Raw genomic sequence first — 24,436 nt, forward strand, 5'->3', positions numbered from 1 at the left:
TTTGAATTTAATCTTTTTTATTGTTTGCCTATTTATATCACAAAATGGTTTTAAATTTGAGATTATAAATGTTCTCCTTGCGGTAATTGTGTCAATATTTGCAAGTTTAAATTTCAGCTTGCTTTACGGCATGTTCAGCTTGCTTGCGTTCTATTTCGGCAAAATATTTTATGTACGGGAATTGTTTTTTTCAATTAAGGATTCAAAAAATTATCCTATGGACATCTTTCCAAAAGTCATCTACAATCTTTTTGTTTACACGATACCGATAACTCTTATTAGTACAGTTCCGACGAAAATTGCGTTCGGTGAAAATCGTGCCGGCAAATATATCTTAATATCAATAGCCGGATTTATATTACTTTGTACTATTTTTAAATTACTCTCAAAGAAAGCACTGAAACACTATGTTTCGACGGGAAATTAAGATGAAAAAATATATAAGACTTTTTAAAAACGGAATATTAAACAGCAGTGCATTCAAAATGGACTTTTATTTTGGATTTATAACTATACCGATACAAGTTATCATAAGTTGGTACTTTTGGAAATATGCAAATCTGGAAAATGTCGGCAGAGGCTTTACGCTAAACTCGATTGTACTTTATTTTTTGATAGTAAATATTTTATCGATAATCTATTCACCCGCAATGTATGTGTGCTATGAAAGCATGGAACTTATAAACAGCGGAAACATAATAACTTGGATGACAAGACCGATAGACATCAGACTTTTAAAATTATTCGAAAAGCTCGGTAATTTTTTTGTTATTTCAATTGTTCCGATCGCTCTATATATAGTTTTGGCAATTTTTACAAAGAATATAACTTTGTCTGTGGCGCTTATGGGAATTGTATCAACATTTTTCGGGTTTACAATTTTATTTTTTGTGCAACTTATAATTGGGTTTCTAAGTTTTTGGTTCAATCAGGTGCTCACTTTCAGAGATATGATTTTTGACATAATGTGGATGCTCGGCGGAATTGTTTTACCGATTGATTTCTTCCCGGAACTTTTAAGAAATATTTCACTTTGGTCACCGCTTTCGTATTCATATTATATTCCTGCGAAAATTATGGCGGGAATAATGCCGGCGGAAGATATATTAAAATATTTAATCCTACAAATTGTGTGGATTTTAGGACTTTATATGCTATCCGGTTTGATTTATAAGAAAGGTAAAAACAAAACTGTGCAGGGAGGATAGAAATATTACACGATAAATAGTAGATTTTTAATAAAATTATTAAAAAAATAGTTATAGGATTTTTCTATAGCTGTTTTTTTGTGATTTAAATCTCTGTTAGATACAGGCTTACAGAACTTTTATGACTAAAAATAGCCGTTTTAGACCTATTGCAATATACAATATATTGGGGTATAATGTTAGTTGGAACGGGATTATACACCAAATGCCTGTGCTTGGTATTTGGTTTCAAATAAGAGGAGGATTTATGGAAGTTATTAAGAGAGATGGAAGGAGAGTTCCATTTGACAAGTCGAAGATTTCAATTGCAATTTTAAAAGCTATGAATTCTTCGTCGGGAATTTATGAAGAAGGTCTTGCGGAAAAGATTGCAGATGAGATTGAATCATTTGCAAAAGTAGTTAGTGAGCCGATGACGATTCACGGCATTGAAGAACAGGTGTATTATAAACTCATAACATACGGAAATGTGCAAACTGCAAAGGCTTACGAAAGCTACAGATCCGTTCAGGAGTACAAGAGACAAATAAACACGATTGACGAAGATGTTGTTGGAATTTTGAATCGTTCGAACACAAATGTTCTAAACGAAAATTCAAACAAGGATGCGAAGATTGTTTCGACTCAACGCGATTTAATTGCAGGCGAAGTTTCAAAGGATATCGCAAGAAGAATTTTGATGCCGACGGATATCGTTATGGCGCACGACAGCGGAGCAATTCATTTCCACGATATGGACTATATAATGCAGCCTATGTTTAACTGCTGCCTTATAAATCTTGAAGACATGCTTAAAAACGGCACATGTATCAACGGCAAAAAGATTGATTCACCAAAGAGTTTTCAAGTCGCTTGCACGGTTACCACACAAATCATTGCGCAAGTCGCATCAGGACAATATGGCGGTCAATCCATAAACGGTGTCGACAGAATTTTGGCGCCGTATGTAAGAAAGAGTTTTGAAAAGTATTTCAAAGATGCGCTCGACGATCAAAAGAATATTTATAAGATAGAGCCGAACGAAGAAATGGCTCGCGAAGTTGCTTGGAAACGCACGAAAAAAGAAGTGAGAGACGGCATTCAAACCATGCAATATCAAATAAATACTCTCATGACTACAAACGGTCAAGCACCTTTTGTAACGCTTTTCATGTATTTTAAGCCGGGCTATGAATACGAAAAAGAAGCGGCAATGATTACTGAAGAGATTTTAAAACAAAGACTCGAAGGTATTAAAAATGAAGCCGATGTTTATGTTACTCCGGCGTTCCCGAAACTTATTTATGTTTTGGATGAGCACAATGTACACAAGGACAGCAAGTATTATTATTTGACTGAGCTTGCGGCAAAGTGTACAGCAAAGAGAATGTATCCGGATTATATTTCCGCTAAGAAGATGAGGGAAATTTATGACGGCAATGTTTTTGCACCGATGGGATGCAGAAGTTTTCTCTCACCTTGGAAAAATGAAAACGGGGACTTTGTATTTGACGGAAGATTTAATATGGGCGTTGTCAGTTTAAATCTACCGCAAATCGGTATTATTTCCGGTCGAGATGAAAAGAAATATTTTGAAATCTTGGAAAAGAGACTTGAGCTTGCAAAGAAAGCGCTCATGTTCAGATATGAACTTTTGGAAAATATCACGAGTGATGTTTCGCCGATCCACTGGCAATACGGTGCAATCGCACGTTTAAAACCGCATGAAAAGGTGACGAAACTCCTTAAAGGCGGATATGCTACAATTTCGCTAGGGTATATCGGACTCTATGAAGCGTCGATCCTAGTGACCGGAGAAACGCACACAAAGGGTGGGCATGATTTTGCTTTAAAGGTTATTAGAAGACTCAGAAAAGCGGTTGAAGATTGGAAGAAGGAAACAAATATCGGATTTGCTCTCTACGGCACGCCGGCGGAAAGCCTCACAAACAGATTTGCAAAAATTGACCTTGCAAGATTCGGCTCAATAAAGGATGTTACTGACAAGGGTTATTACACAAACAGCTATCATGTCGACGTCAGAGAAGATATAAATGTATTTGACAAGTTCGATTTTGAGAGTGAATTCCAAGATCAATCCACAGGCGGTATGATTTCATATGCTGAAATTCCAAATATGACAAATAATATCGAGGCTGTTCTTACTATGGTCAAATACATTTATGACCATATAACATATGCTGAATTCAACACAAAGAGCGATTATTGTCACGAATGCGGATTTGACGGTGAAATTGTCGTTAACGATGACAATGAATGGGAATGTCCGCAATGTCACAACAAGGACAAGTCGAGACTCACTGTTATAAGGCGTACTTGCGGATATCTCGGCGAAAACTTCTGGAATGAAGGAAGAACAAAAGAAATTAAGTCGAGGGTTCTTCATATATAATGAATTTTGCTCAAATAAGAAAATATGATGTTGCAAACGGTACGGGTATTCGAACGGTAATATTCGTGACCGGTTGCACACACAATTGCAGGAATTGTTTCAATAAGGATTACCAGGACTTTAAATACGGCGATGTTTGGACGGACGCTGAAACCGAAAAGGTGATTAAGTATTTAGAGGACGACAATGTTTCAGGACTTACGCTTCTTGGTGGAGAGCCGATGCAGAATTTGGAATTGATTGACGTTTTAAAGTCTGTGAAAGCGAGTGTTAATAAATCCGTTTGGGTTTATTCCGGCTACACTTACGAAGAAATTATAGAGAATAAAAAGAGAACGGAGCTCTTGGAACTTTGTGATGTACTTGTCGACGGAAGATTTGTAGAGGAGCTCAAAGATTTAAAACTAAAGTTTAGAGGTAGTTCAAACCAAAGGATTATTGATGTTAAAAAAAGTATGGAACAAGGAAAAGTTGTTTTATTTATGGAATAGTAATTTCGACCGATTTATTTGTCGGTCGTTTTTATTTTGGACAATTAGAATGCACAAAGTGAACGGATGATATATTTATGCTATCGTCCGTTTTAAATTTTCGTTTATAAAAAAATTACAATAAATAAAAATTTTTAGAAAAAGATGACAAATGGCTACCGTTTGTAGTATAATGTAGTTGAGGTGAGCTCATGGATAAAAAAGAGTTAAGAAAAAATATTTTAAAAATGAGAGACTCTATGGACGAAGCTGATAGATTCGGTGCTGACGAAAGGGTTCTTTTGAAGCTGCTTGCTTTGAAAGAATATAGAGATGCAAATACTGTATTCACATTCGTAAGCTATAGAAGCGAAGTCGATACCAAGCAATTTATATCCGAGTCTTTAAGACGCGGAAAGAGGGTGTTGGTTCCTGTTGTCGACAATGACAAAAAGGAAATGATTCTTTCGGAACTTAAAAGTGCGGAGGAATTACAAACCTCAGACATGGGAATTTTGGAGCCGTGCGGCGAAAACATAAGACCGGTTGAACCGAAAATCGTAGATATTTGTGTTACACCGGGTGCTGTTTTTGACAGAAGAGGTTACAGAATCGGATATGGCGGAGGTTTTTACGACAAAATGATACCTAGATTTAGAAGCAATGCAAAAAAAATAGGTGTCGGTTATGATTTTCAATTGGTTGATGAAGTTCCGAATGAGGAACATGATCAAAGAATTGATATGCTAATTACAGATAAGGAAATTTATAAATTTTAATGGAGGAAATATGTCAAGATTTATTGGAACTGTTTCACGCGGAATAAGAACTAAAATTATTAAAAAAGGCGACAACCTTTCAGAGATTGTTGTAAACTCTGTTATGGATGCTGTCGCAAGTGAAAATATACCTATACACGATAGAGACATTGTCGGCGTTACGGAAGCTGTACTTGCAAGAAGTCAAGGAAACTACGCAAATACTGATGAAATCGGTGCGGATATTAGAAAGAAATTCGGCGGAGACCACATCGGACTCATCTTCCCGATTTTAAGTAGAAATAGATTTTCTGTCTGTTTAAAAGGAATTGCAAAAGGTGCAAAAAAAATAACTCTCATGCTTTCATATCCTGCCGACGAAGTCGGAAATCATCTTTTGACTTTGGAACAATTGGACGAAGCGGGAATGAAGGACTTAAGTCAACTTATGACCGAAAAAGAATACAGAGATAAGTTTGGCAAAAATTATCACCCGTTCACACATGTAGACTATGTTGAATTTTACAGAGAATTAATTGAAGCTGAAGGTGCAGAATGTGAAATTGTTTTCTCAAACGACCCTCTTCATATTTTAAATTATACAAATAAGGTTTTAACAGCTGACATTCACTCAAGAAAACGTACGAAAAAGATTTTAAAAGACGCAGGTGCACTCGTTTATAATATTGAAGATGTTTTGAATGAACCTGTTGGTGATAGCGGATACAACAAGGAATACGGACTTCTCGGAGCAAATAAATCTACAGAAGACAGTGTAAAGCTGTTCCCGCGCGATTCATTTAAATTCGCAAACGATTTGCAAGAAAGATTTAAAGAAGCGACCGGAAAAAATGTTGAAGTTCTTGTTTACGGTGACGGCGCATTCAAAGATTCAGTCGGACAAATCTGGGAACTTGCCGACCCTGTTGTAAGCCCGGGCTATACAAAAGGGTTGGAAGGTGTGCCGAATGAACTCAAATTGAAATATTTGGCTGACAACGATTTCAAGGATTTGAAAGGTGAAGAATTAAACAACGCTATTCTTGAAAAAATTAAACACAAATACGACGAAAATGCAGTTCACAATGAAAATGAAAAACTTGGAACAACTCCAAGAAAATTGACAGACCTCATTGGAAGCTTGTGTGACCTTACAAGTGGCTCAGGTGACAAGGGAACACCTATCATTTTGATTCAAGGATATTTCGACAACCTTGCAACTGAATAAAAAATATAGCGGAAGATTTTTCTTCCGTTTTTTTCTACATATAATTAAAATGGGATTGAGTTGTAAAAGATATTTTTTAAAAATCAAAAAACTTTTTGTTATAAGAAAAGGAATTATTATAAAAAATATTAAAAATATATATTCAGATAGAATATAAGTTAGAGATAGAATATTTAAACGAGAAATAAAATAATTATAATTGAAAGATTGTATTCTTATAATTTAAATTTAAGAGAATATGAATAATATATGAATGACAAATAAAGCGAGAGATAAATATATAAGAGAAAATTTTTTGCAAATAAATATATAAGTATATTTATTAAAATTTGTATAAATATATTTCGACAGAGATATATAACAAAATATATAATGACAAAAACTGAAAAAAATAGTTTGGGAATAAATTAAAATCAAATAAATTTATAGTAAACAAATTTATTTGTATATTTTAGAATTATAATTTTAAAACTATCAGAGCTTCAGCATTAAAAAAGATGTACAGTGAACAATCTGTACATCTTTTTTAATTTATATAAATTTACTAACGAAAGGAGAATGCTTATAAATTATTAATTGCGTAGTTTTTGTTGCTAAATCCTGCAATTGATGTTTGCGGATATAAATTTTGGTCCCAGTTGTGGTCCTTAGCGATTTGCGTAGAGCCAACCATAAGGTATCCGAAATTTCCATTGTTTGCTACGTCGTTCCAAGTGGTGTCAACGTGGTACCATTCGTCATTTAACTTAACGATGTTCCATGCGTGTGAACCCCAGTTGTTGTATGAATATGAAGTTCCAACGACGACTTTAGATTCCAGACCGGCTTCTTTAGCCATCATTTGAAATAGACCTGCATATGCTGCGCATACGCCTTTGCCACTTTCAAGGATTGCATATGGAGAATGAATTGCAAGACCGTTTGGAAGAGTGCTTCTTCCGGAATTGAGCTCATCATATGCATATTTGGCATGGTCAACTATATATTTATTTATCAATTCTACTTTTTTATCATCAGATATATTTTTCGGGAATGTAGAAACGATATTTTTTACCATTTGATTGTATTTATTTTCTTTCTCAAGACTTACGGAATAATCAAAGTTAAACTTAATCTTTACATTTCTGTAGTAACCGTTTTGAAGAGGTCCTTCAGCTGTAACAGTTTTAAAAATAATACTTTGCGGAACATTTTCGTCCGATCTTAATGCGCTCCAAATTTGATTTATAAAAGAGCTGTAATATTCTTTTTTGATTTCCGATAATTGGAATATATAACTTTTTTCGTGTCTTTGTGTTGCTTTAACAAGTTCGTTATATTGAGATAAGTACTTAGGATTAATCTCATTCTTTGCGTTGTTTGTATTTGCGAAATTTATTTTAATCCCATTATTTTTGCCACTAGATTCTCCATTGATTTGGATTTCAGGTTTTTCATCATCGTTGGCTATGTAATCAAATTTGCGAGTGTTTTGATTTATGTCATAGCTCCCAAGAGGGGGTCCCATAATGTCATACATCATGTTTGTATGAGTGTTTTTGTGTATATCATTTGAATTAGGCTGTGCAATTATTGTCGTCTGTATTGTGGGCAGTGCGATCATTGCTGTTAATAGAAGCGCTATATTTGTTTTAATATTAATTCTTTTAAACATATTGCTTTTTCCTTTCTTTGTTATTATTCAGACAATTACTATAAATTAGCTATTAATAATTATATAAATTACAAGACTTTATTAAAAACTCTAGTATTAACTTGTCTGTATTTATTATATACCCAGAAAAACAGAAATTAATTACAAAATATTAAATTAATTATAATGAATATTCTTAAAATAATTATAAAACATAAAGAAAATAGAATTAATTAATTAATCTATATAAATTAAATTTAAAAATTAAAGATGATATTTATAAAAATAAAAATATTTGGGAATTTATTATATAGAATCTAACGTACAATAATATAAATATAAATTAAACGGTAAATAATTATATAAATATTACTAAAATTTAATGCAAATCTTTATTTTAAATTTTTTAATGCCGAAAGTGTTTAAACATGCATAATACGGGTATATATTTCATAGGTCAAAGATGGTCAAAAGAGTTTGACTAAAGAATAAATTTTTTATTTTGAGGTGAATTTATGCAATATAAAGATTATTATAAAATTTTGGGCGTCGAAAAAACCGCTACAAAAGAAGAAATAAAGAAAAAATTTCGCCAATTGGCGAAACAATACCATCCGGATTTGCATCCGGGGGATGAGGAAGCGGAAAAGAAATTTAAGGAAATTAATGAAGCATATGAAGTTTTGAGCGATGATAAGAAAAGAACCACATATGACAATTTCGGTTCGAACTATAATTTCCAAGGCGGACAAAATTTCGACCCAAATTCATATGGCTTCAGTCATTTTACAAGTGGCGGTGCCGGAGACTTTTCGGACTTTTTCAATTTGATTTTCGGCGGCAATTTTAAAGGCGGAGATTTCGGAGGAGGAGCCGATTCGAGTACAGGCTTCGGTGGATTCTCTGATTTGTTCGGAGGCAGAAGGCGCGCACAAAGAAAAGAGCCCTATGAGTCAAATTTGGATGTAACTATAGAAGAACTCCAAAATGGAACTACAAAAAAGCTTACACTTAATATAAATGGAGTAAATCATAATATAGATGTAAAAGTTCCAAGGGGTATGACGCCGAACAAGAGGATTAAAGTTAGAGGTTCAAAATGGGGAATAGACAGAGACATTTTGTTTTCTATAAATGTTAAGGGAAACAATGAAAAGCTTGAAGGACTTGATATTATAAGAGAGCTTGAAGTTTATCCGTGGGAAGCTTATTTCGGAGGAGAACAGGTTGTTGAAGTTGGAGATGACAAGATTAAGCTAAAGCTTCCGAAAAATATTGAATCAGGAAAGAAGATAAGAATAAAATCAAAAGGTTTTAAAGATATGAAAGGAAACAAAGGGGATTTATTCTTCAAGGTCAAGATTAAAAACCCGAGCAGTTTAAATGAAGAACAGGAGAAAATGTATAGATCTTTATACGACAGTTTTAATAAGTAATATTTGAAAGGAGTGATTTCTATGAATGATAAAAATTTTACGGTTAAAACGGCGGAAGCATTAAACGGAGCAGTTCGTTTAAGAGAGGAGTACAGCAATGCGACAGTAACACCGGTGCATCTTTTTTCGGCTGCACTCAGTATAGAGAGTGTTATGAGTTTACTGATTTCAAAAATGGGGATCAGTATTCCGGAAATTTTGGGCGATGTGAAAATGCTATTGGAAAATATGCCTAAAACGTCCGGTGGACAAAATTATATGTCCCGTGGTTTGGAAGATATTATTAATTCGGCAGATAAGAAACGTGCAGATATGAAAGATGAGTACCTTTCATTGGAACATGTTCTTCTTGCAATGCTCGACAATCAGGGAGATTTAAAAAATATTTTTAATAAGTATGGTATAGAAAAAAATAAAGTTATGGAGGTGCTTATGAATATTAGAGGTAATCAAAATATAAATACAGATAATCCGGAATCAACCCTCGATGCTCTGAACAGGTTCGGCAGAGATTTGGTCGGACTTGCAAGGGAAGGTAAGATGGACCCGGTTATAGGTAGAGATGAAGAAATTAGAGATGTAATAAGAATATTATCGAGACGTACAAAGAACAATCCGGTTCTTATCGGTGAACCGGGCGTCGGAAAAACGGCAATTGTCGAAGGACTCGCACAAAGAATAGTAAAAAATGACGTGCCGACCGGTTTAAGAGATAAAATTATTTATGAACTTGATATGGGCGCACTTATTGCAGGTGCAAAATATAGAGGCGAATTCGAAGAAAGACTTAAGAGTGTTTTGAACGAAGTGCAAAAGTCAAACGGTGAAATTATTCTTTTTATAGATGAAATTCACAATATTGTAGGCGCCGGCAAAACAGAAGGCGCAATGGATGCGGGAAACCTTTTGAAGCCTATGCTTGCAAGGGGTGATATACATTGCATCGGTGCGACGACGCTCGATGAATATCGCCAATATATTGAAAAGGATGCTGCACTTGAAAGAAGATTTCAAAAGGTTTACGTCGGCGAACCTTCCGTTGAGGATACGATCTCGATTTTGCGTGGACTAAAGGAAAAATACGAAGTACACCACGGAATAAGAATTTCTGACGGCGCTGTTATTGCGGCTGCAACAATGAGTGACAGATATATCACGGACAGATTTTTACCGGACAAAGCGATCGACTTGATGGACGAAGCTTCGGCACTCGTCAGAACGCAAATCGATTCTAGCCCGGTTGAGATTGATGAATACGAAAGAAAAATTCTTCAACTGGAAATCGAACGCGAAGCTCTCAAAAAAGAAACCGACGATGCATCAAAAAAGAGACTTGAAAATATTGAGACGGAAATAGCTGAACTCAAGAAAAAATACGAAGTTTTAAGAGAAAAGTGGGAAGAGGAAAAGAGCAGCATTGAAAAAATTAAGAATCTCAAAAAAGAAATAGACGATGTCAAGACAGAAATAGAACTTTCGGAAAGAAACTATGACCTCGAAAAATCTTCGGAATTAAAGTTCGGAAAATTGCCGAAACTCATGGAAGAGCTTAAGACTTTAAACGAAGAAACCGCAGAAGACAAGATTTTAACGACGGAAGTTACCGAAGAAACGATCGCGCAAGTCGTGAACGGATGGACGGGAATTCCGGTTGCGAAATTAACCTCAACAGACAGGGAAAAGTTGTTGAATCTCGACGACGAACTTCACAAGAGAGTTGTAGGTCAAGATAAGGCGGTCGAAGAAATTGTCGATGCAATTTTAAGGAGTCGTGCAGGTCTACAAAACAAGAATCGTCCGATCGGCAGCTTTATTTTCCTAGGACCGACAGGTGTGGGTAAGACGGAACTCTCGAAAGCGCTTTCGGAATATCTTTTTGATGACGAAAAGAATATGGTTAGAATCGACATGAGTGAATATATGGAAAAATTCTCGGTTTCACGTTTGATTGGTGCACCTCCGGGATATGTAGGCTATGAAGAAGGCGGACAACTCACCGAAGCTGTGAGAAGAAGACCGTATTCGGTAGTGCTTTTTGACGAAATCGAAAAGGCGCATCCGGATGTGTTCAATCTGCTTTTACAAGTGCTCGACGACGGACGTTTGACTGACAATCGTGGACGCGTGGTTGATTTTACAAATACAATTTTAATCATGACATCAAACATCGGTTCGCCGATTTTGCTTGACGGAATTGATGAAAACGGAGATATTCTTCCGGAAGCTGAAAATGATGTTATGGAAAGGCTTAGAAATTCTTTCAGGCCGGAGTTTTTAAATAGAGTCGACGGAATTGTAATGTTTAAACCGCTCACAAAGGAAAACATGAAGAAGATTATAGACATTTCAGTCAAGTCACTCAATGAAAGACTCGAAGAAAAAGGAATCACAGTTTTATTTACGGATGAAGCAAAGGATTATTTAATTGAAAGAAGTTACACTCCTGAATATGGCGCAAGACCAATCAAGAGATTTATCTCATCTTCGGTCGAAACTGCGCTTGCAAAACAAATTATAAAAGGAAATATTTTGGACGGAGACGAGGTCGTCGTTCGTGTAAAAGATGAAGAACTTTTCTATGATGTTCAAAAATAGTTAAAAAAAGGGTTATTTCGGTAGCCCTTTTGTTTTTTTACTCCGGATTTTGGGTAAAAATTGCATGAGGTGGTAAATTTGAAAATCACATTGACGGACAATGCGAGAGAGCGTTTTAACGAACTCAATGCGAACAATGTTAGAGTATATATACAAAACTATTCATGATGTGGAGTGAGTCTTGGCGTGCTCCCGGACATAGAAAGAGATAACGATGAAAAATTTGCGGTTGATGAGTTGACGTTTTTGGTGGAAAAAGGGCTTTTGGAAATAGTAAAGGGCGACATCAAGGTTGACTATACAAACAGTGGATTGAGACGTGGCTTTAAGGTTTATCAATAAGGAGGTTGTATGAAAACATTTAATCTGGATAAAGATGATACGCTTTTTTTATTTATAGATTTTCAGGAAAAACTTATGCCGGCGATGTATGATAATGCAAAAGTTATCGATGTTTCGAAAAAGGCTTATGAGTTTTCTAAGCTGGCGGATGTCGAGTGTCTTTTTACAACCCAGTACAGAAGGGGACTTGGAGGGCTTGTAGATGAATTTAGGGATGAAGATGAAAAAGCACTTGATAAAACTGAATTTTCGTGCTATTTAAATCCTGAAATCAAAGAGACGATTGACAAGCTTAACAAGAAAAATATTGTTTTATTTGGACAGGAAGCACATATTTGCGCATTTCAAACGGGGCGCGATTTGCTCGAAGCGGGTTACAATATTTTTGTAGTTGAAGAAGCGATGACTTCAAGAACTCCGGAAAACAAGAGAAACGGCGTAGAACTTTTGCGAGATATGGGTGGATATATTATAAATTTCGAGCTATTGGTATTTGATATTCTTAAAGATGCAAAGCATTCCTGTTTTAAAGAAGCGCAGGCACTTATAAAATAATTAATATGACGGACCTATTTCGGTCCGTATTTTTTATGTGAAAATTTTAACTCCATCGAACGATTTAAATAAAGCGTTTTTGGATGAAAATTTGAAGTATTTATGTTATAATTAATATTAATGGAGGCTATACAATGCAAAAAAACGAACGAAATTTAACACTGCTTGCTGACTTTTATGAATTCACAATGTCAAACGGATATATAAAACTTGGCAGGGGTGAAAAAATTGGATATTTTGACTATTTTTTCAGGTCAGTACCCGACGACGGGGGTTACGCTTTGTTCGCCGGTCTGACACAGCTAATTGAATATTTGGAAAATCTTAAATTTGATGATGAAGATATAGAATTTTTTAGAAGTAAAGGAATATTTTCCGAAGAATTTTTGAAAAAACTTAAAGAGTTTAAATTTGAATGTGACGTTTGGGCCATCGAAGAAGGCTCTGTGATTTTTCCGCACGAACCGATTGTAACCGTAAGGGGACCTTTGTATCAAGTTCAAATGATTGAAACGATGCTTCTTCTAATTTTGAACCATCAATCACTCGTTGCCACAAAAACTTCGAGAATGGTCAGAGTCGCAAAGGGAAGAGCGATAAGTGAATTTGGAAGCAGACGTGCTCACGGTGCGGATGCTGCAAACCTTGGAGCAAGAGCCGCATATATAGGTGGAGCTGCCGCAAGCGCAAACACATACACCGATAGACATTTGGGAATTCCGGCAACCGGAACTATGGCTCACTCATGGGTTCAAAGTTTTGACAGTGAACTTGAAAGCTTTAGAGCATATGCAGAAGTTTATCCGAGCGCGTGCCTTCTTTTGGTCGACACATATGACGTTTTAAGATCAGGCATTCCGAATGCTATAAAAGTGTTTAATGAGCTTAATGAAAAGGGATACAGGCCTCTCGGAATAAGAATTGACTCCGGCGATATTGCATATCTTACAAAAGAAACTAGAAAAATGCTCGATGCAGCAGGATTTGAAGATGCGAAAATTGTTGTTTCAAACAGTATGGACGAGTTTAAAATAAGAGATCTTCTAAACCAAGGCGCTAAAATCGACAGTTTTGGCGTCGGTGAAAGACTTATAACTGCGAAGAGCGACCCTGTTTTCGGCGGGGTTTATAAGCTTGTTGCGATGGAAGAGGACGGAGAAATTATTCCGAAGATAAAAGTTTCCGAAGATGTTGTAAAGATTACAACTCCGGGATTCAAACAAATTTATAGAATATATAATAAGGATACAGGATTTATGGAAGCGGATTTGGTCTGTCTGCACGACGAACCGGCTCCAAACGGCGAACCGCTTGAAATTTTCCACCCGCTATATACATGGAAGAGAACGACTCTTGAAAATTATTATGCGGAACCTTTGATGAAAAAGATTTTTGAAGGTGGAAAACTGATTTATAAAAATCCTGATATAGAAGAGATCAGAGATAAGGCAAAAGTGGCTCAGGAGAAACTTTGGGATGAAATTAAAAGACTCGATGATCCACATTCATATTATGTGGACCTTTCGCCGAAACTTTATCAACTTAGATATGATTTGTTGAAAGAAGGAAAAAGATTATGACAAAGGCGCTTTATCGAGTGCTTCGCCCTAAAACATGGAGCGAAGTGGTCGACAAAGATTTAATCGTCGAGGTTTTAAGAAATCAGGTTAAAAACGATTCCGTTTCTCACGGATATTTATTTTGCGGACTCAGAGGAACGGGTAAGACGAGCTGTGCAAAAATTTTGGCAAGGGCAGTAAACTGTTTAAATCCTCATGACGGTGAGCCATGCAATGAATGTGAAAACTGCAAGGCAATTCTCGAAGACAGAGCAGTTGACGTTTTGGAACTTGACGCCGCTTCGAACAACGGGGTCGACAATATAAGGGAGCTCAAGGAACTCGGAGTTTATCCGCCGACAACTTTAAAAAAGAAGGTATATATTATCGACGAAGCGCATATGCTTTCGAACTCCGCTTTCAATGCACTTTTAAAAATTTTGGAAGAACCTCCGAAGCATCTTATATTTATACTTGCGACGACAGAGCCTGAAAAATTGCCGGATACTGTAAAATCACGACTTCAACGTTTTGATTTTCATGGGATTTCAAAGGACAGGCTCGAGGATTCTTTAAGAAATGCTGCAAAAGGTTTGAAGGAAGAAGTTTCTGACGAAGTTTTCGGAATTATCGCGGACAACGCCGGCGGCTCAATGAGAGATGCGCTGTCGATGCTCGACCAGCTTTTGTCGATCCCGATAAGACCTATAACGCCGGAAATTATTTCATCACTTCTTGGATTTACAGGGATTGACGAAATAGCTCCACTCCTTACGGATATTTTAAATCATGATGTTTTGGGTGTTATGAACGAAACTGCGGACATAATGAAAAGAGGTAGGTCCGGAGAAAAAACGCTTTATGCGTTAATGAAAGCGTGTCGAGATTTGTATCTTGTGAAGATGGGAGAAACGGACGGTCTGTCAACAAAAAGAAAAGAAGTTCTCGAGAAAATAAGTGAATATGTCGACGAAAACAGGATACTTGACTTGATTGAATCTTTTAGAAAGCTTATAGACGGCATAAATTATGCATATGACGAGGCGCTTATGTTTCAAATGGGTCTTGTTGAGATTGCTAGAAACAGAGCGGTCACGACTTCGGTTTCAAATTCGAGAGAAACAAAAATTCCGAAATTTGTAAAAGAGAAAAAAGAAACGGATTTCAATGAGCTTTTTTCGAAAAATGTCGAAAAAAATGAAGCTAAAGTCCAAAACGAAAAAACAAAGTCGGAACCATCGGATACAGATAAAGAAAAGCTTGAGAAAGATGAAATGAAACCGATAAAAAATGAGGTGAAACAAAAAGACAAAAATGAGAAGCCTCAAAAGGAATCGGATTTTGAAGAAAGACCTTTCTTTGAACCTGAGGAATCGGACTATTTAAATTTAGATGAAGAATTTACGCCTGATGTTTCAGGGTGGGAAAGTAAAACAAATGTAGCTCCGAAAAAAGGCGAAAAAGAAGTCGAATTAAAAAAAGCTGAAGAGCCTGAAGAAGTTGTAGAAGAAGAGAAAGATTTAAAAGATTCTATTGAAAGAAAGAAAACGGGAACAGATGATTTATCAAAAGCGGAAGAAAAGATAGAAGAAGATGAAGAGGGCGATGACGGCACTCTTCAAAATGAAGAGGGCGAAAAGATGTTTGATAAAATTGTCGAAGGGAACCCGCTTCTACAATCTTCGAAAAACAATTATTATATAAAATTAATAAAAAAGAAATTGATTTTTACTCCGAAAAATTCGGAAGAAGATTTTATTTTTAATAGCTCAAAAAAAGAGCTTACAGAAAAAATGAACGAAATCGTCGGTGGTGGCGCATCTGTTGAGATAAGGTCATCAAACACAGAAATGCAAAGAGCAATTGATTTATTCGGCGATAAACTCGAAATAAGATAAAAGAAAGGAAGTTATTTATGAGAAATTTTAATGGCGGCGGAAATATGAAAAATATGATGAAGCAAGTTCAAAAGCTTCAAAAGGACATGGAAACAAAGAGAGAAGAAGTTGCAAATCAAGAGTTTGAGGTTTCAAGCGGCGGCGGTGTTTGTACAGTTACAATTAACGGAAACAAGGAAATCACAAAAATCGTGCTCGACCCTGAAGTAGTCGATCCGGATGATGTAGAAACACTTTGCGACCTTATTATGGCAGCTGCAAATGAAGCAATCAAAAAAGCTGACGACGAAATGGAAAATGCAATGGGACAATTTACTAAAGGTCTCAATATGCCGGGATTGTTTTAATGAGTCTTAACGCACTTGAAAATTTGGTCGACAGACTTGCGGCGCTTCCGGGAATTGGAAGAAAAAGCGCAAAAAGGTTGGCGTATTATATTATAAATATGCCGCAAGCTGATTCCGACAATTTGGTTTATGCGATAAGTCTTGCAAAAAAATCGATTCAAAAGTGCAAAATTTGCGGAAACTATTCGGAAAAGGAAGTATGTAACATTTGCTCGTCGGAGATGAGAGACCATTCGAAACTTATGATTGTACAAAATCCGAAGGATGTGGATTCTTTTGAGAATTCGAACTGTTATGATGGACTTTATTTTGTTTTAGATGAAGAACATTTGGACCCTTTAAAAGGAATAGGTCCGGAAGAAATGGGTTTCGGAAGACTTAAGACCAGACTCGTTCAAGATGATGGAATTAACGAAGTTATTCTTGCACTAAACAGCAATGTTGAGAGTGAGCAAACGGGGCTTCTTTTGAAGGCGCTTGTCGAAGAATCGGGCAAGAAAGTCACGAAGATTTCGCAAGGCATACCTGCGGGCGGAGTTTTGGAATATTTTGATTCCGCAACAATAAGACAGGCTTTTGAAAACAGACGAGAAGCATAACAAACACAGATCAAAGGAGAATATATGGACAAATTTAAATTAATAAAAAAAGAACATATCAATGAACTTAACAGCGATGCACTTCTTTATGAACACGAAAAGACAAAGGCGAGAGTTTTAAAAGTCGAAAATAACGATGAAAATAAAGCTTTTGGAATCGGTTTCAGAACAGTTCAAAATGATGACACCGGAGTTTGCCACATTTTGGAACACTCGGTTCTTTCGGGTTCCAGAAAATACAAGACAAAGGAACCGTTTATGGACCTAGTTAAATCGAGTCTTCAAACATTTTTAAATGCTATGACCTTTGACGACAAGACTATCTATCCTATTAGCTCGAGAAATGAAAAAGACTTTTTCAATCTCATGGACGTGTACATGGATGCGGTTCTTTTTCCTGATATTTACAACAACGAAAAGATTTTTATGCAAGAGGGTTGGCACTATGAACTTGAAAACAAGGATGCGCCGCTCACGATAAACGGCGTTGTTTATAACGAGATGAAGGGGGCAATGAGCTCAGACATTTCGCAAGTCATGGATAAAATTGCAAGACATTTATATCCGGATTCAACATATAACACAAACTCGGGCGGAGATCCGGAATTCATTCCGACTCTTTCAAGAGAGGCGCTTTTGAATTACCACAGAGAAAAATATCATCCGTCAAACTCATATATTTTCTTGTATGGAAACGGCGACACAAATAAAGAACTTGAATTTTTGGACGGTTATTTGAGTGAGTTTGAATACAAGGATGTTAAAAATCCAATGAAATATATAAAACCGCTCGAAAAAAATATCGATGTTGAAACCACTTATTTCGGTGAAGCAAAGCCGAAAAACGATTTCTTTGTAGTTTCATATCTTGCGGGCGACTCGACCGACAACTTGAACAATTTGTGCCACGAAGTGATTACACGTGCGCTTGTTACTGAAGATGGTGCACCGATTAAGGACAGAATTCTTTCGGAGGGTCTTGCAACCGACGTTGAAACTATGTATAGCGTTGGAACTGTGAACAATTTATCTATTATTGCTAAAGGCATGAACGCCGAAGATAAGGATAAAATTTTAAAGATTATCGATGAAGAAATTGGAAGCCTAATCAAGTCAGGACTCGATGAGAAATTATTTAAATCGATTCTTCATCAACTTAAATATGAAATAAAGACATACGGCGACACGCCGCATCTTGGAATTATGACATATATAAGAGCATTCCAAACATGGCTTTACGATAAGGACCCGATTGATGCGCTAAAATTTGACGATGAGTTTGAAAAGCTTGAAAACGATTCTGAGCTTGTACAGAAATATGCAAAAGATTACTTTGACGGCTACAGAATGACGATGCTCGTAAAGCCGGATCCGGAGCTTGGAAAGAAAAGAGAAGAAGAACTCAAAAAGAAACTTGCGGAACACAAGAAGAGCTTGAGCGACGCAGAACTCGAAGAAATCATCGAAAAGACAAAGGAACTTCATGAGTTCCAATTGAGCGAAGACAGCGAAGAAGCAAAAAAGACTCTTCCAAGACTCAATGTTAAAGATTTGAGTGACAACCTTCAAAAAGCAAATGAAAAAGTTGATGGAAACATTTCTTCATGTGAAGCTTTTACGGGCGGAGTGACTTATATGGACGCTCTCGTTCCAATTGATGATATGGACGATGAAAAGCTCCAAGCAATTACGCTTTTGTCGGATTTGGTTGATAGAATCGATACCGAAAAGTACAACTACAAAGATTTAAATACGGAAATAAATCTCATTTCATATGACTTTAACGTCAATATAATGACGAGCAAATATTATGAAAAGAACGAAGCTTCAATCTTTTTGTCAAAGAAGCTGAGCTCGGACGGTGACGATTTTGAAAAGGCATATGAACTCTTTGAAGAAGTTCACAAAACTACTGTTTTTGACAACACAAAGAAAATCAAAGAAATTTTAAATACGATGATTTCCGATTTGAAACTCAAAGCAGTTATGACAGGTATTGCCATAACGAGAACCGAAGCGATGAAAAATGTGAACAGAAGATTTGCAATCGATGCAAAAATTTCGGGTGCAGATTATATAAAATATATCGAAAAAGTCGCAGCGATGGATGATGTTGAGATGAAAAAATATCTCGAAGATATGTATGAAATTTATAAAAACATTTTCGATGAAAAGGGATTCTATCACATCACATCAGACAGCGAAGGCATCGAAAAGGCGGTAGCGGTTCTTGATAAAAAGGGTTTAAAAGTTGACGGAGAAATCGACAAAAAGAAATTTGCTCTTAAAAACAACCCGGGCACAACAACGGCGCTTGTTGCAATAACGGATGTAAACTACTGCATCGACGCAGGAATTTTACCGAAAACTTCCGGAAGCGATTCAGTTGTGAGAAATATGCTTTCAAACAGTTTCCTACACGACAATATTCGCGCAAAGGGCGGCGCATACGGCGACGGAATAAGTCAATCAGATGACTGTGTTGTATTCTATTCGTACAGAGACCCGAACCTTCAAAATACATTTGACGTTTTTGAAAAGTCGATGGATTGGCTTAGAGGACGCGACCTTAAAGAAGAACAAATTGATGACCTTATTATTGGCTCGTACAACTCGTTCGACCCGAACCTCACACCGAGAATGAGATCGCTTAGGGATTTCTCGTACAGAATCAACGAAACTTCTGTTGAAGATTTGGAAAAGAAATTAAAAGAAGCGCTTGCGACAAAGAAGGAAGACTTCGCAGACTATGCGGACAGACTTGAAGCTGCAATGAAAAATAAAGGAAGAGCCGTTTTTACAAATGAAGACGGATACGAAAAATCAAAAGATATGTGGCAAGAAAAGAAGGATTTGAAATAACAAAATAAATGGATGCGGACCTATATGGAGTAGGAGGCATCCATTTTTTGTATTAATATATTTATAAAATGTGAGCACACAAATTTAATTTATAATTTATTAAATGAGTAAAAATATCTAAATTCAAGTGGGTTAAATATTATTGCATGAAGTTTTACTGTAATTTTGATTAAAAAACACCCTCTTTATCGAATTGCACGACAATGAGGGCGCAAAATTAATATTCTATTTTTTCTTTTATAAAATCGCCGTTTCTAAGGTCGATGTATGCTTGTTGAATTTCTTTGGGGGTGTTCATTACAATAGGACCTGCCCATGCAACCGGTTCATCGAGCTTTTTCGAACTTATATACAAAACTTGCGCTCCGTCGGTTAAACTTTTTATACGAACGCTGTCGCCGTCGCTCAGTTTTGCGGCGGTTTTTTCTTTTACAACTTCGCCTGCAACTTCGATGTCGCCAAAAAGAGTGAAGAGCATTATCGACTCGTCGTTTGCCGTACTATTTTCAAACACAGCTCCTTTATCTAGGTGGATATCGTAGTAATTAAACGGCAAGCGCTCGCCCTTGTAACCGTGGTGTTCACCATATTGACCGGCAAGAAGACGAAGTTTGCCTCCTTCAATATCAAGTTCTTTTATATCAATTCTTAGTTGAAAACAAATATGTATATTATTATATTGTTGCTATTTTATAGAAGTTATGTTATAATTATTTTGTTATTCATTTGGGGCATTGGCGCAGTTGGGAGCGCGCCACACTGGCAGTGTGGAGGTCAGGAGTTCGAGCCTCCTATGCTCCACCAAACAAAAAAACCTGCATGCGCAGGCTTTTTTTATTTCAAGATTTTAAATTTCTTCGGTAGCTTCAACTTCTTCGGTAGCTTCAACTTCTTCGGTAGCTTCAACTTCTTCGGAAACTGTTTCAGTTTCATCCTCAGAATCAACTTGTGAATCAATCAATTCATTATAAACTTTGTAGATTGCTGTTTCAATTTTTGTTCTCATATCGTTGTTGATAGGGTGACAGATGTCTTTGAATTCTCCGTCTTTAGCACGTCTTGAAGGCATTGCAATGAAAAGACCGTTTACACCTTCGACGATTTTCAAATCGTGTACAACAAATTCGTCGTCAAACGACACACTTGCTACAGCTTTGAGTTTACCGCTATCGTTTAAGAGTCTAACTCTAACATCAGTAATTTGCATGATTTTCACCTCGTGTTTTAAATACTTTTCTTTATTGAAAAGATTATCTTATTATACATCATTTGTTAAAGAAAGTCAACTATGTAAAATTATCATGTTAAAGTTTTTTAATTTAAAAGAAATTAATTATTTATAGCAGAGAAAATCTCTGACTTGATATTTATTGGAAAAATTGATATAATAACTAATAATGATTTTATGAAATTAGAATAAAAAGGATAAATTATGAGTATAGATTTTAAAAATATAAAGGAAATACATTTCATCGGCATCGGCGGAATCGGAATGAGTGCAATTGCTGAAGTTCTTTTGTCGAGAGGCTATAAAGTTACAGGCTCGGACAGAAAGATTACGCCTATGTGCGAAAAACTTATTTCAAAAGGCGCAGAAGTTTTTGCACCGCAAAAAAGAGAAAATATTAAAAAACCGAATCTTGTTGTTTATACGGATGCAATAAGCGAAGACAATGAAGAACTTCAAAGAGCGAGAGAACTTGGCGTTCCTGTTTTGGACAGAGCGACTGTTCTTGGAGAACTAATGAAGCTCTATAAAAAGTCAATTGCAATTACGGGGACACATGGAAAAACCACAACCACATCTATGCTTGCTACAATTTTTCACCACACAAACCTTAAACCGACAATACTTGTCGGCGGAAATTTGGATGAGATCGGCGGCAATGTTTTGGTTGGAGAACATGATATAATGCTTTCGGAATCGTGCGAATACAAGGGGAATATTTTAAAGTATTTTCCGACAACTGCAGTTGTTTTAAATATTGACGAGGACCATCTCGATTACTATAAGTCGATTTATGAAATAGAGCAGACTTTTATAAAGTTCATGGGAAATTTAAAGAGCGATTCTACTCTTATTATAAATGCCGACGAGCCGAATTTGATTCAAATTAAAAATTCCGCTCCGGGCAAGGTTATTACTTTCGGAGTGTATCAAGAGGCGGACTTTAGAGGCGTCAACGTATCTTATGATGAATCAGGTTTTGCTCATTATGAAGTGGAATATAAGGGAGAGAGTTATCCCGTAAATCTTCCGGTTATGGGTCTTCACAATGTTTTGAATTCACTAGCGGCAATTGCTACGAGTGTGAATGCTGGACTCGATATTAAGGAAGTTGTATCAGCGATTGAGCATTATAGACCTGTACATCAAAGGCTTGAAATGCTCGGGGAAAGAGAAGGCGTCACTGTTATGGACGATTATGCTCACCATCCGACGGAAATTATGGCAAGTCTAAACGCACTTAAAAATGCGCACTATAAGAGAATTTTCTGTGTTTTCCAACCGCACACATATACAAGAACAAAGATTCTTTTAAACGGTTTCGCTGACTCGTTTAAATTGGCGGACGAAGTGGTTGTAATAGACATTTATGCCGCAAGGGAAGTCGACAGAAAAGAAGTGCACTCGAAGGATTTAGTGAAAGCTATGCAGGAAAGGGGAATTCATTGTAAATATTTCCCGGGATTCGACGATGCGCTGGTATTTTTAAATGAAAATTTAAAGCCGGGAGATTTATTTATTACAATGGGTGCGGGCGATGTAAATACACTCGCTCACATGTATATCGAGCAATAAAAGTGATTTAAATCATAAATTTTTTGTAAAAAGTATTGCAATATTATTCACAGTGTGGTAAAATATAGTTAGTGAATAATTGTGAAGGAGATTTTTATGAAAAGACATGATATTCACAATAGAATCAAAGAATTTTAACCGTGGTCCAGGCCACGGTTGTTTTTTTGACTTTAGTACGATGAAATATAAACTATATCAAGGAGGTAAAAATGGACAAGATTGTATTAAACGGCAGTGATTTGACATTGGACCAATTGGTTGCAGTAACTAGATGTGGAGCAACAGTTGAGTTGAGCGATGAGGCAAAAGAAAGAATCAAAGCATCAAGAAGAATTGTAGACAAATTTGTCGAAGAAGAAAGAGTTGTATATGGTGTTACAACAGGATTTGGAAAATTTGCGGAAGTAATTATTCCGGAAGATGAAACAAAGGAACTTCAAAAGAATCTTATTATGAGCCACTCATGTGGTGTCGGCAATCCGCTTCCTGAAGACGTTGCAAGAGGAATTATGGTGCTTCGTGCAAACAACCTCGCAAAAGGCTTTTCAGGAATCAGACTTGAAACAACGGAAACAATTCTAAAAATGTTAAATGCAGGAATCACTCCGATTATTCCGGAAAAAGGTTCACTCGGAGCTTCAGGCGACTTGGCGCCACTTTCACACATGGTTCAACCGATGCTTGGACTTGGCGAATGCTATTACAAGGGCGAAGTTAGAAAATCTGTTGACGCTATGAAAGAAGCCGGTATTGAAACTATCGACCTCACAAGTAAAGAAGGTCTCGCTTTAATAAACGGAACACAAGTTATGACATCAGTCGGCGCTCTCACACTTTACGACGGAATGAATATTTCAAAAGTAAGTGACATTGCAGCTGCGATGACAATGGAAGCACTCGGCGGAATTATTGACGCATACGACCAAAGAATTGCTGATGTTCGTAAACACAACGGACTTGCAGCAACTTCAAAGAACGTTAGAACACTCCTTGAAGGTTCAAAGAATACAACAAGACAAGGCGAAGTTCGTGTTCAAGACGCATACAGCTTACGTTGCGTTCCACAAGTACACGCAGGATGTAAGGATGCTATAAATTATGTAAAACAAAAAGTTGATATTGAAATGAACTCGGTTACAGACAACCCGATTATTTTCCCGGACGATGAAATGTCAATTTCAGCAGGAAACTTCCACGGTGAACCGATGGCTCTTCCATTCGACTTTTTAGGAATTGCACTTTCAGAACTTGCAAATATTTCTGAAAGACGTCTTGAAAAGATGGTAAACCCGGCTCTAAGCCACGGACTACCTGCATTCTTATGCGTAAAAGGTGGAGTTAACTCAGGATTTATGATTGTCCAATACAGCGCAGCTTCACTTGTAAGTGAAAATAAAGTTTTGGCTCATCCGGCAAGTGTTGACTCAATTCCATCTTCCGCAAACCAAGAAGACCACGTTTCAATGGGAACAATTGCAGCTAGAAAGGCAAGAGACATCGCATTTAACACAAGAAAAGTTTTAGCTATGGAAATTCTTGCTGCATGCCAAGCAATTGATTTGAATAAATCAAGCGACAAACTCGCAAAAGCTACAAAAGCTGTTTATGACGAAGTAAGAAAAGTTGTTACATTCAACGATAAAGACAGAATCATGAACGTTGATATAGAAGCTGTTGACAAATTAATTGTTGACGGAATTATCATAAAAGCAGCTGAAGAAGCTGTTGGAACATTAGAAGTATAAGGAGGA

General features: G+C 36.5%; 20 protein-coding genes and 1 tRNA gene. 18 read left to right on the plus strand and 3 right to left on the minus strand.

All coding sequences use genetic code 11. The annotated features are described in order from the left end of the window. The 6 genes from SPI61_RS03485 to SPI61_RS03510 all read left to right on the plus strand — a co-directional run. A partial coding sequence (locus tag SPI61_RS03485; RefSeq protein WP_321136732.1) for an ABC-2 family transporter protein occupies positions 1-427 on the plus strand: 427 nt, incomplete at its 5' end. A 1-nt stretch (position 428) separates the two neighbouring features. Continuing rightward, entirely contained in the window at positions 429-1,208 is a 780-nt protein-coding gene (locus tag SPI61_RS03490) for an ABC transporter permease (protein WP_321136733.1), read from the plus strand. A gap of 247 nt (positions 1,209-1,455) precedes the next feature. Further along, positions 1,456-3,600, plus strand: a complete 2,145-nt coding sequence (gene nrdD, locus SPI61_RS03495) for an anaerobic ribonucleoside-triphosphate reductase (RefSeq protein ID WP_321136734.1) — start codon at positions 1,456-1,458, stop codon at positions 3,598-3,600. Continuing rightward, positions 3,600-4,091, plus strand: a complete 492-nt coding sequence (gene nrdG / locus SPI61_RS03500) for an anaerobic ribonucleoside-triphosphate reductase activating protein (RefSeq protein WP_321136735.1) — start codon at positions 3,600-3,602, stop codon at positions 4,089-4,091. The genes nrdD and nrdG overlap by 1 nt, the downstream gene beginning before the upstream one ends. 191 nt (positions 4,092-4,282) lie before the next feature. After that, on the plus strand, positions 4,283-4,849 hold the full coding sequence (locus tag SPI61_RS03505) for a 5-formyltetrahydrofolate cyclo-ligase (RefSeq protein ID WP_321136736.1): 567 nt from the start codon (positions 4,283-4,285) through the stop codon (positions 4,847-4,849). 10 nt (positions 4,850-4,859) lie between these two features. After that, complete coding sequence (locus tag SPI61_RS03510) at positions 4,860-6,056, plus strand: coenzyme F420-0:L-glutamate ligase (protein WP_321136737.1); 1,197 nt, start codon at positions 4,860-4,862, stop codon at positions 6,054-6,056. 562 nt (positions 6,057-6,618) lie between these two features. Here the strand turns inward: SPI61_RS03510 and SPI61_RS03515 are convergent. Further along, entirely contained in the window at positions 6,619-7,710 is a 1,092-nt protein-coding gene (locus tag SPI61_RS03515) for a transglutaminase domain-containing protein (protein ID WP_321136738.1), read from the minus strand. A gap of 494 nt (positions 7,711-8,204) precedes the next feature. Between SPI61_RS03515 and SPI61_RS03520 the strand changes: the two genes are divergently transcribed. From SPI61_RS03520 to SPI61_RS03560, 9 genes are all read left to right on the plus strand, one after another. Beyond that, complete coding sequence (locus SPI61_RS03520) at positions 8,205-9,125, plus strand: DnaJ domain-containing protein (protein ID WP_321136739.1); 921 nt, start codon at positions 8,205-8,207, stop codon at positions 9,123-9,125. 21 nt (positions 9,126-9,146) lie between these two features. Further along, complete coding sequence (gene clpB / locus SPI61_RS03525) at positions 9,147-11,720, plus strand: ATP-dependent chaperone ClpB (protein WP_321136740.1); 2,574 nt, start codon at positions 9,147-9,149, stop codon at positions 11,718-11,720. A gap of 174 nt (positions 11,721-11,894) precedes the next feature. After that, positions 11,895-12,062, plus strand: coding sequence for a hypothetical protein (locus tag SPI61_RS03530; RefSeq protein WP_321136741.1), 168 nt, complete (start codon positions 11,895-11,897; stop codon positions 12,060-12,062). Positions 12,063-12,071: 9 nt separating this feature from the next. Then, positions 12,072-12,617, plus strand: a complete 546-nt coding sequence (locus SPI61_RS03535) for an isochorismatase family protein (RefSeq protein ID WP_321136742.1) — start codon at positions 12,072-12,074, stop codon at positions 12,615-12,617. A 134-nt stretch (positions 12,618-12,751) separates the two neighbouring features. Beyond that, on the plus strand, positions 12,752-14,197 hold the full coding sequence (locus SPI61_RS03540; RefSeq protein WP_321136743.1) for a nicotinate phosphoribosyltransferase: 1,446 nt from the start codon (positions 12,752-12,754) through the stop codon (positions 14,195-14,197). Then, positions 14,194-16,074, plus strand: a complete 1,881-nt coding sequence (gene dnaX, locus SPI61_RS03545) for a DNA polymerase III subunit gamma/tau (RefSeq protein WP_321136744.1) — start codon at positions 14,194-14,196, stop codon at positions 16,072-16,074. The genes SPI61_RS03540 and dnaX overlap by 4 nt, the downstream gene beginning before the upstream one ends. A gap of 17 nt (positions 16,075-16,091) precedes the next feature. Then, complete coding sequence (locus SPI61_RS03550) at positions 16,092-16,421, plus strand: YbaB/EbfC family nucleoid-associated protein (protein ID WP_321136745.1); 330 nt, start codon at positions 16,092-16,094, stop codon at positions 16,419-16,421. Then, positions 16,421-17,020: a recombination mediator RecR gene (recR, locus tag SPI61_RS03555; protein WP_321136746.1), complete on the plus strand. Its 600-nt coding sequence runs from the start codon at positions 16,421-16,423 to the stop codon at positions 17,018-17,020. Before SPI61_RS03550 ends, recR begins: the two co-directional genes overlap by 1 nt. Positions 17,021-17,044: 24 nt before the next feature. Then, on the plus strand, positions 17,045-19,882 hold the full coding sequence (locus SPI61_RS03560; RefSeq protein ID WP_321136747.1) for an insulinase family protein: 2,838 nt from the start codon (positions 17,045-17,047) through the stop codon (positions 19,880-19,882). 217 nt (positions 19,883-20,099) lie between these two features. Here the strand turns inward: SPI61_RS03560 and SPI61_RS03565 are convergent, their stop codons facing one another. After that, on the minus strand, positions 20,100-20,438 hold the full coding sequence (locus SPI61_RS03565) for a pirin-like C-terminal cupin domain-containing protein (protein ID WP_321136748.1): 339 nt from the start codon (positions 20,436-20,438) through the stop codon (positions 20,100-20,102). 172 nt (positions 20,439-20,610) lie between these two features. Between SPI61_RS03565 and SPI61_RS03570 the strand changes: the two genes are divergently transcribed. Next, positions 20,611-20,686: transfer RNA gene (locus tag SPI61_RS03570), tRNA-Ala, on the plus strand. Positions 20,687-20,729: 43 nt separating this feature from the next. Here the strand turns inward: SPI61_RS03570 and spoVG are convergent. Then, positions 20,730-21,089, minus strand: a complete 360-nt coding sequence (spoVG, locus tag SPI61_RS03575; RefSeq protein WP_321136749.1) for a septation regulator SpoVG — start codon at positions 21,087-21,089, stop codon at positions 20,730-20,732. A 225-nt stretch (positions 21,090-21,314) separates the two neighbouring features. On the opposite strand from spoVG, the gene murC reads away from it, so the two are divergent. Both murC and hutH read left to right on the plus strand, forming a co-directional pair. Then, positions 21,315-22,685 (plus strand): UDP-N-acetylmuramate--L-alanine ligase, encoded by a 1,371-nt coding sequence (gene murC, locus SPI61_RS03580; RefSeq protein WP_321136750.1) that lies wholly within the window; start codon positions 21,315-21,317, stop codon positions 22,683-22,685. A 209-nt stretch (positions 22,686-22,894) separates the two neighbouring features. Beyond that, positions 22,895-24,430, plus strand: a complete 1,536-nt coding sequence (hutH, locus tag SPI61_RS03585) for a histidine ammonia-lyase (protein ID WP_321136751.1) — start codon at positions 22,895-22,897, stop codon at positions 24,428-24,430. Positions 24,431-24,436 lie beyond the last annotated feature (6 nt).

The sequence above is a fragment of the Ezakiella sp. genome (assembly GCF_034180565.1).
Taxonomy (GTDB): Bacteria; Bacillota; Clostridia; order Tissierellales; family Peptoniphilaceae; genus Ezakiella.